The organism is Cupriavidus sp. CER-90 (assembly GCF_057652055.1).
Window position 1 is genome coordinate 1,263,462 of the sequence record NZ_JBYGYM010000002.1, and the last position, 13,021, is coordinate 1,276,482.

Annotated in this window: 13 protein-coding genes; 6 read left to right on the forward strand and 7 right to left on the reverse strand. The window is 66.4% G+C overall.

Annotated features, from left to right (window positions below):
* Positions 1 to 14: 14 nt before the first annotated feature.
* Both minE and AC24R4_RS16385 read left to right on the forward strand, forming a co-directional pair.
* Positions 15 to 269, forward strand: coding sequence for a cell division topological specificity factor MinE (minE, locus tag AC24R4_RS16380; protein WP_061959726.1), 255 nt, complete (start codon positions 15 to 17; stop codon positions 267 to 269).
* A 397-nt stretch (positions 270 to 666) separates the two neighbouring features.
* Positions 667 to 1,749, forward strand: a complete 1,083-nt coding sequence (locus tag AC24R4_RS16385; protein WP_487523353.1) for a porin — start codon at positions 667 to 669, stop codon at positions 1,747 to 1,749.
* 4 nt (positions 1,750 to 1,753) lie between these two features.
* Here AC24R4_RS16385 and AC24R4_RS16390 read toward each other — a convergent pair whose 3' ends face one another.
* Positions 1,754 to 2,560 (reverse strand): response regulator transcription factor, encoded by an 807-nt coding sequence (locus AC24R4_RS16390; protein WP_487523354.1) that lies wholly within the window; start codon positions 2,558 to 2,560, stop codon positions 1,754 to 1,756.
* Positions 2,561 to 2,716: 156 nt separating this feature from the next.
* Here AC24R4_RS16390 and AC24R4_RS16395 point away from each other — a divergent pair, with 156 nt between their 5' ends.
* Positions 2,717 to 3,475 (forward strand): response regulator transcription factor, encoded by a 759-nt coding sequence (locus AC24R4_RS16395; protein WP_487523355.1) that lies wholly within the window; start codon positions 2,717 to 2,719, stop codon positions 3,473 to 3,475.
* A gap of 103 nt (positions 3,476 to 3,578) precedes the next feature.
* Here AC24R4_RS16395 and AC24R4_RS16400 read toward each other — a convergent pair whose 3' ends face one another.
* Positions 3,579 to 4,568 carry a Bug family tripartite tricarboxylate transporter substrate binding protein gene (locus AC24R4_RS16400; RefSeq protein ID WP_400397114.1) on the reverse strand — a complete coding sequence of 330 codons (990 nt, stop codon included), beginning with the start codon at positions 4,566 to 4,568 and terminating at the stop codon, positions 3,579 to 3,581.
* A 202-nt stretch (positions 4,569 to 4,770) separates the two neighbouring features.
* A complete protein-coding gene (locus AC24R4_RS16405; RefSeq protein ID WP_153946201.1) occupies positions 4,771 to 5,049 on the reverse strand; it encodes a hypothetical protein in 279 nt (92 codons plus the stop codon).
* A gap of 104 nt (positions 5,050 to 5,153) precedes the next feature.
* Here AC24R4_RS16405 and AC24R4_RS16410 point away from each other — a divergent pair, with 104 nt between their 5' ends.
* Positions 5,154 to 6,455 (forward strand): M20/M25/M40 family metallo-hydrolase, encoded by a 1,302-nt coding sequence (locus tag AC24R4_RS16410; protein WP_400396940.1) that lies wholly within the window; start codon positions 5,154 to 5,156, stop codon positions 6,453 to 6,455.
* 168 nt (positions 6,456 to 6,623) lie between these two features.
* On the opposite strand, the gene AC24R4_RS16415 is transcribed toward AC24R4_RS16410, so the two are convergent.
* The gene (locus AC24R4_RS16415) at positions 6,624 to 7,841 is read right to left on the reverse strand and encodes an MFS transporter (RefSeq protein WP_487523356.1); all 1,218 of its coding nucleotides are present in this window, start codon (positions 7,839 to 7,841) and stop codon (positions 6,624 to 6,626) included.
* A gap of 258 nt (positions 7,842 to 8,099) precedes the next feature.
* Between AC24R4_RS16415 and AC24R4_RS16420 the strand changes: the two genes are divergently transcribed.
* Positions 8,100 to 8,918 carry an AraC family transcriptional regulator gene (locus AC24R4_RS16420; protein WP_400395328.1) on the forward strand — a complete coding sequence of 273 codons (819 nt, stop codon included), beginning with the start codon at positions 8,100 to 8,102 and terminating at the stop codon, positions 8,916 to 8,918.
* A 51-nt stretch (positions 8,919 to 8,969) separates the two neighbouring features.
* On the opposite strand, the gene AC24R4_RS16425 is transcribed toward AC24R4_RS16420, so the two are convergent.
* A complete protein-coding gene (locus AC24R4_RS16425) occupies positions 8,970 to 10,217 on the reverse strand; it encodes a M20 aminoacylase family protein (protein WP_400395325.1) in 1,248 nt (415 codons plus the stop codon).
* A 224-nt stretch (positions 10,218 to 10,441) separates the two neighbouring features.
* On the reverse strand, positions 10,442 to 11,290 hold the full coding sequence (locus AC24R4_RS16430; RefSeq protein ID WP_400395327.1) for a fumarylacetoacetate hydrolase family protein: 849 nt from the start codon (positions 11,288 to 11,290) through the stop codon (positions 10,442 to 10,444).
* 239 nt (positions 11,291 to 11,529) lie between these two features.
* Between AC24R4_RS16430 and gstA the strand changes: the two genes are divergently transcribed.
* On the forward strand, positions 11,530 to 12,156 hold the full coding sequence (gene gstA / locus AC24R4_RS16435; protein WP_487523357.1) for a glutathione transferase GstA: 627 nt from the start codon (positions 11,530 to 11,532) through the stop codon (positions 12,154 to 12,156).
* Between the two features lie 27 nt (positions 12,157 to 12,183).
* Here the strand turns inward: gstA and AC24R4_RS16440 are convergent, their stop codons facing one another.
* Entirely contained in the window at positions 12,184 to 12,969 is a 786-nt protein-coding gene (locus AC24R4_RS16440; RefSeq protein ID WP_487523358.1) for an oxygen-binding di-iron domain-containing protein, read from the reverse strand.
* Positions 12,970 to 13,021 lie beyond the last annotated feature (52 nt).

Sequence of the window (13,021 nt, forward strand, 5' to 3'; positions counted from 1 at the left end):
GAGGGCTCATCCATATGTCGATCCTGTCCTTCCTGCTCGGGGAGAAGAAGAAGTCCGCGTCGGTCGCCAAAGAGCGGCTGCAGATCATTCTCGCCCACGAACGAACCGGCCATTCGGCGCCGGCCGATTACCTGCCGGCCCTGCAGCGCGAACTGGTGGCCGTCATCTCGAAGTACGTGAAGATCAGCGACCAGGATCTGCGCGTCAGCCTTGAGCGCCAGGACAACCTGGAAGTGCTCGAGGTCAAGATCGAGATTCCGCAGGCCTGACCTGCCGCAGCGCCGGCAGCGTCGGCGCCGCGGCCATGGCCATCCCCACCGAGGGATAACCCTTCCCCACATTCGTTGGGGATATTGCAGCGCAACAACCGCCCGGCGCGGCGGTTGTATGGCGCGCTGCCGCCCGCCTCCCTTCCCGCTCCCCGCCTGACCTGCACCGCCCTGGCGCATGGTGCCATGCACCAATTCGCGGGCCTCCCCACATTGTGTAGCGGCAAACCAACGGATTTGCACCAAATGTCTTCCCGGAACGCGCCTGCGCTTCGGATTTATGTCCGAAGCAGCCGCCTTTTGTTAAATTTTCGCGGCGTTTAGTGCAAACGTTATCCACAAAGACGGACGCGCCGTGATCCGGGGCGATCCGACCACAAGACAGAAAAGGAGCACCATGAAGAAATCGCTACTGGCCCTCGCCGTTGGTTCGCTGTGCGCAGGCAGCGCGTTCGCGCAATCGTCGGTGACGCTGTACGGTATCGTTGACCAAAGCGTCCGTTTCCAGACCAATGCCGATGCCGGCAACCACAGCCAGACCCAGGTCACGAACGGCGCCATCACCAACAGCCGTTGGGGCCTGAAGGGCTCGGAAGCCCTCGGCAACAACCTGAAGGCGATCTTCCAGCTGGAAAACGGCTTTGATCCGGATACCGGCAGGGCGAACCAAGGTGGCCGCCTGTTCGGTCGTCAGGCCTACGTCGGCCTGTCCGGCGATTTCGGCGCGGTCAAGCTGGGCCGTCAGTACACGGAAGGCTTCAACCTGTTCGGCGACTTCGACCCGCTGACCATCGGCAACTACGACAACAACGCCTGGCCGTTCTTCCTGACCCAGTTCCGTTCGGACAACGTGGTCAGCTACTCGGGTTCGTTTAGCGGCCTGAACGTCGGCGCCAGCTACGGTTTCGGTGAGCAGGCCGGCAGCATGACCAAGGGCCAGTACTGGGGCACCCGTGCTTCGTACGACATCGGACCGTTCGGCATCGGCGCCGTGTACCAGGAAATCCGCGACACGACTGCTGCCAAGAACCGCCAGCAAATGTGGGGCGTGGCTGGTAAGTACGGCGTCGGCCCGGCCAAGCTGTTCCTGGGTTATATCGGTGGCAAGGACCGCACCGGCATGATCGATTCGAACTTTTTCACCCCGGCCAACACGGGTAACCCGATCCCCACGGGCGGCAATGCGTCGGCCAACCCGCGCAAGGACACGATCGGCTACGTTGGTGCCACGTATCAGGCCACCCCGGCCCTGGTGCTGACCGGCGTGTTCTACGCCGACTTCATCGACAACAAGAACGGCATCGCCGACAGCAACGGCAAGCGATACACCGGCGTTCTGCTGGCCGAGTACTCGCTGTCGAAGCGCACGCAGGTCTACGGCACGGTCGACTTCAACAAGGTGACCGGTGGCGTGAAGACCGAACTGCCGGGCCGCAACAACCAGACCGGTATCGCCGCTGGCATCCGCCACATTTTCTGATCGTTCACTCGATCGGCTGTTCTGGGAAAGGCACCTTCGGGTGCCTTTTTTTTCGTCCGGCCCCGGCCCCTGCCGCCTGCGCGGCCGTGTCGCGGGCGGGCCCGTCGTCCAGCAGTTCCAGCCGGTAGCCGTAGGTGTACACCGGCACCACGCGCACCCCGTTTTCGTCCCACAGCCCGAGCTTGTTGCGCACGCGCGAGATGTGCGTGTCGATGGTGCGCGACATCGGCGAGAACTCGCGTCCCCACACCGCCGTCACCATGTGGTCGCGCGGCACCACCCGATTGGCATGGCGGAACATCAGCAGCGCCAGTTCGAATTCCTTGGGCGTGAGCGGCACCACCGCGCCGTCTCGCGTGGCCTGGTGCGTCACGATGTCGAAGGCGTAGCGGCCCCAGCTCAGGCGGTCGTCGTCGCGCTGGCGCGTATCGGGATAGACCCGCCGCAGCAGCGCCTGGATGCGCGCGGACAGTTCCACCGGCCGGATCGGCTTGACCATGTAGTCGTCGGCGCCGGCCGCCAGCGCCACCGCGATATCGGCCTCGGCCTGGCGCCGGGCCACGAACATCACCGGCAGGCGCGGGTCCAGGTGCGTGCGCACCCAGTGCAGCACCTCCAGCCCGGATACCTGCGGCACGTCCCAGTCCAGCAGCAGCAGGTCGAATGTGACCTTGCGCAGGGTCAGCAACATGCGGCGGCCGTCGGTAAAGGTCACGCATTCATGGCCGGCGCCGTTCACGATGGCGCGGATCATCGCCGCCTGGGCGCTGTCGTTCTCCAGGGAAGCCACCCTCAGTCCTGTCTTCGTCATGCGTCGTCGCGCGCCCCGCTTCGGGGCCCCGGTGAATAAGTCCGACGACCATTAGATGCGGAGTTGCGCACAAACCCTATAAGACGATGCTCATTTTTGTGTCCGCCACAAATGTTTACTTCGTCCTGGGCGGGCCGAGACCCTACCATGGGCCGCATGGAACGACTGGCAAGGACCTGCAAGGAACCCAACGTGAAGATCGCCGCGCTTGAAGATAATCCGGCTCGCATCATGGTGCTGGAGCGCGCCCTGCAACGGGGCGGGCACCATCTGGCACGCTTTCGCTGCGGGCCGCCCCTGGTGGACGCCATCCATGCCGAGCCCTTCGACATGCTGCTGCTGGACCGCGACGTGGCCGAGGCCGATGCCGAGGAATTGCTCGACTGGGTCCGACGCACGCTCGGACACGCCCTGCCCGTGATGATGTTCGGCGCCAGCGATGCCGAATCGGATGTGGCGCGCTGCCTGATGGCCGGTGCCGATGCCTATGTGCCGCAGCCGGTGCGCGACGGCGAACTGCTTGCGCGCATCGAGGCACTGGGCCGGCGCGCCGCCACGCAGCCCGTGCGGCCGGCCACCGCGCCGGCCGGGGTGCTGGACGACGGTCCCGACCAGCTGGTCTGCGGGGAATTCCGCTTCGCGGTGGCCGAGCGCCAGGTCTGGGTGAAAGGCATGCCGGTGACGCTGTCGCCCAAGGAGTATGCGCTGGCACTGCTGCTGTTCCGCAACCTCGGCACGCTGGTGACGCGCCGGACGATGATCGACAAGGTCTGGCGCGGTGCCGACATGGAAGAACAGTCGCGCACCATCGACAGCCATCTGTCGCGCATCCGGAACAAGCTGGCGCTATGGCCGTTCAACGGCGTGATGCTGCGCACGGTCTACCGGCTGGGCAGCCGGCTCGACGTGGCTTGAAGAAAATACGATGAAGGCGCGAGGCAGGTGCGAGGACGGTGTGAGGAAGGCGCCATGGGGGCGATCTGGGCGAAACCCCCTGCCCCCGGGCCCCTCGTTTCGCTCAGTCCGCCTTGATGCCCGCTTCCTTGACGATGCGGGCGTTTTCCTGCGATTCGGCTTGAATGGCCTTGGCAAACTGCGCCGCCGAGCCGCCGGTAGGCACTTCGCCGCCGCGCAGCAGGCGGTCTCGCACCTCGGGTTCGGCCAGCGCCTTGTTCAGTTCGGCGTTGAGCTTGTCGATGATGGCCGCCGGCGTCTTGCCCGGCGCGAAAATGCCGAACGTCGAGGTCAGGTTGGCCTTCGGATAGCCGAGTTCGTCGAAGGTCGGCACGTTGGGCAGGCTGTCGAGCCGCCTGGGTGCGCCCACGGCGATGGCCCGCAGGCGGCCGGCCTGCATATGCTGCGTCAGCATCGGGCTGGCGTTGGTGCTCATCACCTCGAACTGGCCGCCCAGCGCATCGTTCATCTGCTGGCCCGCGCCCTTGTAGGGAATCAGCGTGATGTCGGCCCGGGACTTCGCGCGCACCTGTTCCAGCATCACGTGGCCCACGGTGCCCAGGCCCGACGTGGCCCAGCGCACCGAGCCCGGCCTGGCCTTCGACTGGGCGATCAGGTCCGGAAACGCCTTGCCGGTGAAGCTGGGCGTGGCGATCACCAGCACGGGCGAGTACATCACGCTCATGACCGGCGCCACATCGCGCTGGGGGTCATAGTTGACGCGGCCCACGTGCGGATTGAGCGTCAGCGGGCTGGTCGAGGCGAAACCGAGCGTGTAACCATCGGGCGCGGCCTTGGCCACGGCGTCGATGCCGATGCTGCCGCCAGCGCCGGCCTTGTTTTCCACCACCACCGACGTGCCCATCTGGACCGACAGCTTTTCGCCCAGCGCGCGCGCCACGGCGTCGCTGATGCCGCCGGTGGGATAGGCCACGATCATGCGGATCGGCCGGCTCGGGTAGTTGTCGGCGGCAAGGGCGGGGGCAGCGGCGGCGGCCATCAGCGTAACGGCGAGGCAGGCGGCGCGCAGCGGCAGGAGACGGAAAACGGCCATGGTCGGGCTTGAAAGCGGGAAATACGTGGGAGGGGCGCGTACGCGGCGCGCGAAAGACATCGTCTGGGTACCGGGTGGCGCGCGTCGGCGGCATCCGGGCAGCCGCTATCTTAGCTGATCGGCTATGCCACCCGGGCCGGGCGGGCGGCTATCGCACCAGCGGGTGTCGGGACGGCTATCGCACCAGGGGGTGCAGGGACGGCTATCGCACCAGGGGGTGCTCGGGCACCCACGACACGAACAGTTCGTTGGCGCGGTCGTAGAGCCGCCAGCCCGTACCGCACTCGCGGCAGGTGAACGACATCATGCTGAAGGGCACGCCAGCCGCACTCTGGCTGACCAGCGGCGCGGTGTTGCGCAGCGCCAGGCACGGATGCGGCTCGCGGCGGCGCGGATCGTCGGCAAGGGCAAGGCAGTGGGCGCAGGCGGGACGGGCAGACATGGCGGGTAATGCGGAGGGCTGGGGCACGGCGGACTTCATGACCCAGATGATGCCGCAAAACCGATGCCAGGGTACTGGACCCGTGCGCGTTGCGCGCGCAACATGTGGGCTCCACACCACCAGGAAGAAAGAGGAGTCGTTCCGTGTCCGTCCCCCGCCCCGTGTTTCGTCATCGTCCTGTCACCCTGTCGTCGGTCGCCCTGGCCGCGGCGCTGTTTGCCGGCACCGCCGCAGCCGCGCCGGTCGAACCTGTCTACCGGCTTGCCCAGCAGGAAAAGCCCGCGCTCATCGGCACCATGAAGGATCTGGTGTCGATCGAATCCGGCAGCAAGGACATCGAAGGCCTGGACCGCATCGCCAACCTGATCCGCGACCGGCTGGCCGCCATGGGTGGCGACGCCAGGCTGGTGGCGCCGGCCGAGGTCTACCGCATGGAGGACACGCCCGAGACCGTGGGCAAGATGGTGCATGCCACATTCCAGGGCACGGGCAAGCGCAAGATCATGCTGATCGCCCACATGGACACCGTGTACCTGCGCGGCATGCTGGCGCAGCAGCCGTTCCGCGTGGAAGGCGACAAGGCCTACGGGCTGGGCATCGCCGATGACAAGAACGGCGTGGCGGTGATCCTGCACACCGTGGCGATCCTGCAGAAGATGAACTTCAAGGACTACGGCACGCTGACCGTGCTGATCAACGGCGACGAGGAAATCAGCTCGCCGGGCGCCCGCGCGATGCTGACCAGGCTCGGTTCGGAGCAGGACGCCGTGTTCTCGTGCGAGGCGACGCGCGTGACCGGCGACCGCCTGTCGCTGGCCACCAGCGGCATCGGCGCTATCGCGCTCAAGGTGGACGGCAAGTCGTCGCACGCGGGCAGTTCGCCGGAACTGGGCCGCAATGCGCTGTACGAGATGTCGCACCAGATCCTGCAGATGCGCGACTTGTCGAATCCCGATACCGGGCTCAAGGTCAACTGGACACTGTCGCAGGCCGGCACCAATCGCAACGTGATTCCCGCCGTGGCCACGGCCCAGGCCGATGTGCGCGTGCTGCGCACCACCGACTATGACGGCCTGGAAAAGACGTTGCAGGAGCGGACCAGGAAGACGCTGATTCCCGACACCAAGGTCGAGGTCAAGTTCGAGCGCCGCCGCCCGCCGCTGGAAGTCACGCCGGCCGCGCGCGCCCTGGCCGCCCATGCCCAGGGCATCTATGCGGAAATCGGTGAAAAGCTGGCCGTCTATGACACGGCCGAAGGCGGCGGCACCGATGCCGCATTCGCCGCGGCAGCCACCAAGGCCCCGGTCATCGAGCGTTTCGGCCTGCGCGGGTTCGGCGCCCATTCGAACGACGCCGAGTATGTGGACCTGAACTCGGTCACGCCGCGCCTGTACCTGCTGACGCGCATGATCATGGATGTGTCGCAGGACAAGGCCGGCAAGTAAATAAGTCCCCTTGGTTTTGCTCCCCTCTCCCATGCAGTGGGGAGAGGGGCTTGGGGTTGAGGGCAATGAGGTTCTGCTTGCCAACCGTCTCAATCTGAACCGCTGTACCCTCTCCCCCGCCCCTCTCCCGCTCGCGGGAGCGGGGAGAAAACCGGCGGGTGATTCAAATCAAGCCGCCTTCGCGCGCGCCCGCAGGTCTGGCAGGAACACCGCCAGCAGCCCCAACAGCGGCAGGTAGGCGCAGAACCGGTAGACCGATTCGATGCCATGGGCGTCGGCCAGCTTGCCCAGCACGGCGGCGCCGATGCCGCCCATGCCGAACGCGAAGCCGAAGAACAGGCCCGACACCATGCCGACCTTGCCCGGAATCAGTTCCTGGGCAAACACCAGGATGGCCGAGAACGCCGACGCCAGGATGAAGCCGATGATCACCGTCAGCACGGCCGTCCAGAACAGGTTGGCGTGCGGCAGCATCAGCGTGAACGGCGCCACGCCCAGGATCGACGCCCAGATCACGCGCTTGCGGCCGATGCGGTCGCCGATCGGGCCGCCCAGGATCGTGCCCGCCGCCACCGCGAACAGGAACAGGAACAGATAGACCTGCGACGTCTGGCGCGTCAGCGCGAACTTCTCCATCAGATAGAACGTGTAGTACGTGTTCAGGCTGGCCATATAGAAATACTTCGAGAAGATCAGCAGCAGCAGCACCGTCATGGCGCGCACGACGGTCGATGTCGGCAGCTTGGCCAGCGCGCCGGCGGCGGCCTTCTTCTTTGCGGCGCGCTCGGCCAGATGGCGGCCGTACCAGCCGCCGATCTGCCACAGCACCGCAATGGCCAGCACCGCCGCCAGCGAGAACCACGCCACGCTGCCCTGCGTATGGACGATCCACGCCGCCAGCAGCGGACCCATGGCGCTGCCGCCATTGCCGCCCACCTGGAAGATCGATTGCGCCAGGCCATGCTGGCCGCCCGACGCCAGCCGCGCCACGCGCGACGACTCAGGATGGAAGATCGACGATCCGGTACCGACCAGCGCCGCCGCCACCAGCAGCACGCCGTAGCTGGGCGCCACCGACAGCAGCAGCAGGCCACCCAGCGTGAAGCCCATGCCGATGGCCAGCGAATGGGGCTTCGGGTGCTTGTCCGTGTACAGGCCGACGATCGGCTGCAGTAGCGATGCGGTGATCTGGTACGTCAGCGTCAGCAGGCCAATCTGGGCGAAGCTCAGGTGGAAGCCGCCCTTGAGCATCGGATAGATGGCCAGGATCAGCGACTGGATCATGTCGTTGAGGAAGTGCGCGAAACTGATCGCGTACAGCACGCGAAAGCGCGTGCCCTCCTCGCGAGGCGCCGCGGCGGCGGCGGAATTGACGGTTGTGCTCATGGTCGGGGGCGCATTGGCCAGTTTTCTTCTCGGGAATCTTCCGGGACCCGTTTCGACGGGATTAAAGGAAGTGTGACGATGCTAATTGGCAAATCTGCGCCTGTCCTGCGAGAATGAGGCCGCAACCTTGGAGAAAAGGACATGCCGGGTACCCCGCGACCGCCACAGCGCCGCAAGCAATCCGCCTTGCCGGCATTCGCCGCCCACCCTGCCCCGCGCATCGCCTGGGTCGATCACGACACCCCGGGCAGCAGACCCCTGCCCCCCGATGCGCCGCGCGATCCCGCCATGGACGCCCGCGCCGACACCTATGCCGAGCGCCCCGCCTATATCCAGTACGACCGCAGCCCGATGCCCGTCACGGCCATGGCTGCCGACTATGTGCCGGGCCACGTCACCAAGCCCCACCAGCATCCGCATGCCCAGCTGATTCATGCCATGCATGGTGTGATGGTGGTCTCGACGGCCGAAGGCCAGTGGACCGTGCCGCCCACGCGCGGCATGTGGATGCCGGGCGGCACCACGCACTGGATCCGCATGGTGGGCCGGGTGCAGATGCGCACCGCCTATATCCGCCCCGACGCCGCGCCCGATCTGCCCACGGCATGTACCGTTCTAGGCATATCGCCGCTGCTGCGCGAGCTGATCCTGGCCGCCATCGACGTGCCCGCTCTATATGAGATGGATTCGCGCGATGGCCGCCTGATGCGGCTGCTGCTCGACGAAGTGAAGCTGGTACCGACGCTGCCGCTGCACCTGCCCCGCCCCACCGACCCGGACCTGCGCACGATCTGCGACCAGATCGTCGGCGAGCCCGATACCGGCCTGACCCTGGCCGACTGGGGCACGCGGCTGGGCGTGGACCCGAAGACGATCCAGCGGCGCTTTGCGCGCGAAACCGGGATGACCTTTGGCCAGTGGCGCCAGCAGGCGCGGCTGCTGGCCGCGCTGGAGCGCCTGGCAGCCGGCGACAAGGTGGTGGATGTGGCGCTCGACATGGGCTACGACAGCCCGAGCGCCTTTGCGACGATGTTCCGGCGGCAGTTTGGTGTGCCGCCGAGCGCCTTCTTCAAGTGACCCGCCCTGCCCTGGCGGCCGTCGATCCGCAAACCTGCGGCGGATCGATCGTTATTCCGCCAGATATCGTTCCACCAGGCGTGTCCAGTACGCCGCGCCCACGGTCAGGTTGTCGTCGTTGAAGTCGTAGCCGGCGTTGTGCAGCAGCGGCTGGTTGGCGCCGTTGCCCATCCGCACGAAGCAGCCCGGGCGCTGCTGCAGGAAGTACGCGAAGTCCTCGCTGCCCGCGATGCGATGGAAATTGCCGATCGCCCGCTCCGGGCCCACCAGTTCCTCGGCCACCTGCCGGGCGAATTCGGTCTCCGCCTCGCTGTTGACCAGCACCGGATAGCCGCGCACGTAGTCGATATCGGCGGCGGCGCCATAGCCCTCGGCATGCGCCGTGACCAGCTGGCGGATACGCGCTTCCATCGACGCCCGCACCTCGGCGCTGAACGACCGCACGCTGATTTCCATGCGCGCGCTGTCCGGGATCACGTTTGGCGCGTGGCCGGCGTGCAGCGTGCCGATGGTGACCACGGCGGTCTCGTTCGGATCGACATTGCGTGCCACGATCGATTGCAGCGCCATCACCAGGCTGCCGGCCACCAGGATCGGGTCGATCGACTGGTGCGGGCGGGCCGCGTGGCCGCCCTTGCCGCGAATGGTGATCGTCACCGTGTCGCACGCGGCCATGAACGGCCCCGCGCGGAACATGAACGTACCGGCTTCCACGCCAGGGTGGTTATGCAGGCCGAAGATGGCGTCGCACGGAAACCGTTCGAACAGGCCATCGGCCAGCATGCGCTCGGCCCCGCCGCCGGCGCCGATTTCCTCGGCAGGCTGGAAGATCAGGTGGACCGTGCCGTTGAAATGGCGCGTGCGCGCCAGCTGGCGGGCTGCGCCCAGCAGCACGGCGGTGTGCCCGTCGTGGCCGCAGGCGTGCATCCTGCCTTCGTTGACGCTGGCGTATGGCAGGTTGGTGCGCTCGTGGATCGGCAGCGCGTCCATGTCGGCGCGAATGCCGACGCTGCGCTGGCTGCTGCCCGACCGCAGCGAGGCCACCACCCCGGTGCCGCCCACACCGCGCGTCACGGTGTAGCCCCACCCTTCGAGCTTGCTGGCGACAAGCTCGGCGGTACGGACTTCATTGAAGGCGAGTTCGGGATGCTGGTGGATGCTGCGGCGGATGTCCTGCAGTTCGTCACGCGAGTCGAGCGTGTCATGCAGGGTGCAGAAGGTGCGGGTGGGACCGTTCCGGGCGAGGCTGACCGGGACGGTCTTCAATATCGACTCGATTTCGGGGGCGTGTTCAGACATGGCATTGCTCTTGTTTGGCAGACATCATGTAAGAACAGTATTTCACGCCCCCCCGTGAGGTAAAACCCCGAATGGGAATTTCGTGCGAAAGCGCCCCATATGGTCCCAAAACTGTTGCCCTTAACGGACGCTTTGTTTGAAAACGCGACGCTTTGCAAGACGATGTTTCAGCGGGGAACCTCGCGAAGCCACGCGGTCGCCCCGCATTTTTCACATCGCAGAATCTAGCGTTCGCCGTACGCCACAACCTTCTGGCTCTGTTCGCCCAGGCCCTCGATGCCCAGGCGCATCACATCGCCGGCCTTCAGGTAGCGCGGCGGCTTGAAGCCCATGCCCACGCCGGGCGGCGTACCGGTGGCGATCAGGTCGCCGGGTTCCAGCGTCATGAAGCGGCTGACGTAGCTGACCACCGTGGCCACGTCGAAGACCATCGTCGCGGTGCTGCCCTTCTGCATGCGCTCGCCGTTGACGTCGAGCCACATGCCCAGCTTCTGGGCGTCGGGCACCTCGTCGCGGGTGACCAGCCACGGGCCGACCGGGCAGAACGTGTCGCAGCCCTTGCCCTTGTCCCACGTGCCGCCGCGTTCGAGCTGGAATTCGCGCTCGGACACATCGTTCACCACGCAGTAGCCCGCCACGTGCTCCAGCGCCTGGGCCTTGGACACATTGCGCGCCGTGGTGCCGATGACCACGCCCAGTTCCACTTCCCAGTCCGACTTCTGCGACGCGAACGGCAGCATCACGGCGTCGTTCGGGCCGTTCAGCGAGGTATTCGCCTTCAGGAACACGATCGGCTCGGCCGGCAGCGGCATGCCTGCCTCGGCGGCATGATCGGCGTAGTTCAGGCCGATGGCGATGATCTTGCCGATGCCGGTCCAGGGCACGCCGTGGCGCTGGCTCTCCACCACGGGCAAGGTGGCCGGGTCGATCGCCGCCAGCCGGGCCAGCGCCGCCGGCGCCAGCTCGCCCGGGCCGATATTGCCGACGACACCGGACAGATCGCGCACGCGCCCATCACGGTCAACCAGGCCCGGACGCTCGGCGCCGGGGTTTCCTACACGGACTAGCTTCATCTTGTCTCCTATGGGGGTCAGGTCAGCCTCGCGAGCATATCGCAAGCCAGCGGCCCGCGCGCGGCCCCGCACGCCCGTCCCCGAGCGGCCTGCGTCGGCGTTCTTCTGACACATCATGCAGGCCATGCATCTTTGCATACCCGCTGTGCATCGCCACGCATTGTGGGGGCCCGGGCCGCTGCCTAGACTGCCATCACCGCACGCCGCACTCCGCGCCGTGCCGTCTCCCAAGGAATCCCATGAAGCTCTACTACTCGCCCGCCGCCTGCTCGATGGCCGTTCATATCGCCCTGCGCGAAGCCGGCCTGCCCGTCACGCTGGCCCGCGTCGACCTGATCCATCACACGCTGGCCGAGCCCGAAAACGGCACCAACGACTACTACGCCATCCACCCGCGCGGCTATGTGCCACTGCTGCAGCTCGATGACGGGTCGCGCCACAGCGAGGCGTCCGCCCTGCTCCAGTTCATCGCCGACCAGGTGCCGGCACGCAACCTGCTGCCCGCGCCCGGCAGCCAGGCCCGGCTGGAGGCCGTGGGCTGGCTGACGCTGATCTCCACCGAACTGCACAAGGTGTTCAGCCCGTGGCTGTGGCACAAGGAAACCGACGCCAGCACCGTCGAGGCCTGCAAGGCCAAGCTGCACAAGCGTTTTGGCGAACTGGACGAACACCTGGCGTCGCGCGATTACCTGCTGGGCAGCCAGTTCAGCGTGGCCGATGCGTACTGCTTCACGATCGTCAGCTGGGCCCGGCTGCTGCACCTGAAGCTCGATGCGTACCCGAAGCTGCAGGAATATCTGTCGCGCGTGGCCGCGCGCGCGGCCGTACAGGCGGCAATGCGGGCCGAAGGCCTGGTGCGCGACTGACGGCGCGCCCGCAGGTTCAGCGCAGGATCAGCGCAGGACCTGCGTGGGCAGCTGATAGTGACTGGCGTCGATCAGGTCCAGCCCGCACTGGAGCTGCTCGACCCAGTCGATGAACCGCGCCACCATCTGGCGCCCCCGGATCGACGGCCCGTGCTGCGGCACGATGCACTGGATATCAAGCGTGCGCGCCATGGCCGCCCATAGCCGGCAGGCCTTGTTGCCGCTCATGTAGCGGCGGTGGAACCCCAGCATGCGGGCCGCGTGGGCATCGAAATCGGTCACGTCGCCGCGCGCGTCTTCCGTCGAGGTCATCGACGCCCCGAGATCGCCCGAAAACAGGATTCTGCTGATCGGATCGAAAAACTGGAAATTGCCCTCGGAATGCAGGAAATGGGCCGGCACGGCCATGATCGACGACTTGCCCAGCGGCACCACCATGCCCGCATCGGGAATCGGGACAATGCGCCCGGCGGTCTTGCCGGTCTGGCAGAAATGCGGCAGGAAGCGCGCCCAGACCTCGGAGATCAGCACGCGGCTGTCGGACGCCGTCAGCCAGCGCCCCACCGACGCCACAATGTCGGGATCGGCGTGCGACGCCAGTACGTAATCGAGCTGCTTGGGCGGGAAATAGCGGCTGATCGTCATGTACAGCTCGCTATAGGTCATCTGCCCGCCCGGGTCGATCAGGGCCGCGTGCCCGTGATTGACCACCAGGAACTGGTTGCTCTGCACCGCATCGCCATGCGTATCGTCGACCAGGTCCGTAAACGCCAGGCAGACATGCCCGTTGCATTCGTAAAGCACCTTGCTCATGACTCCCTCAACCGCTTGTGTTTATTTTTAAGCGGCGAAAGTACTCAGTTGC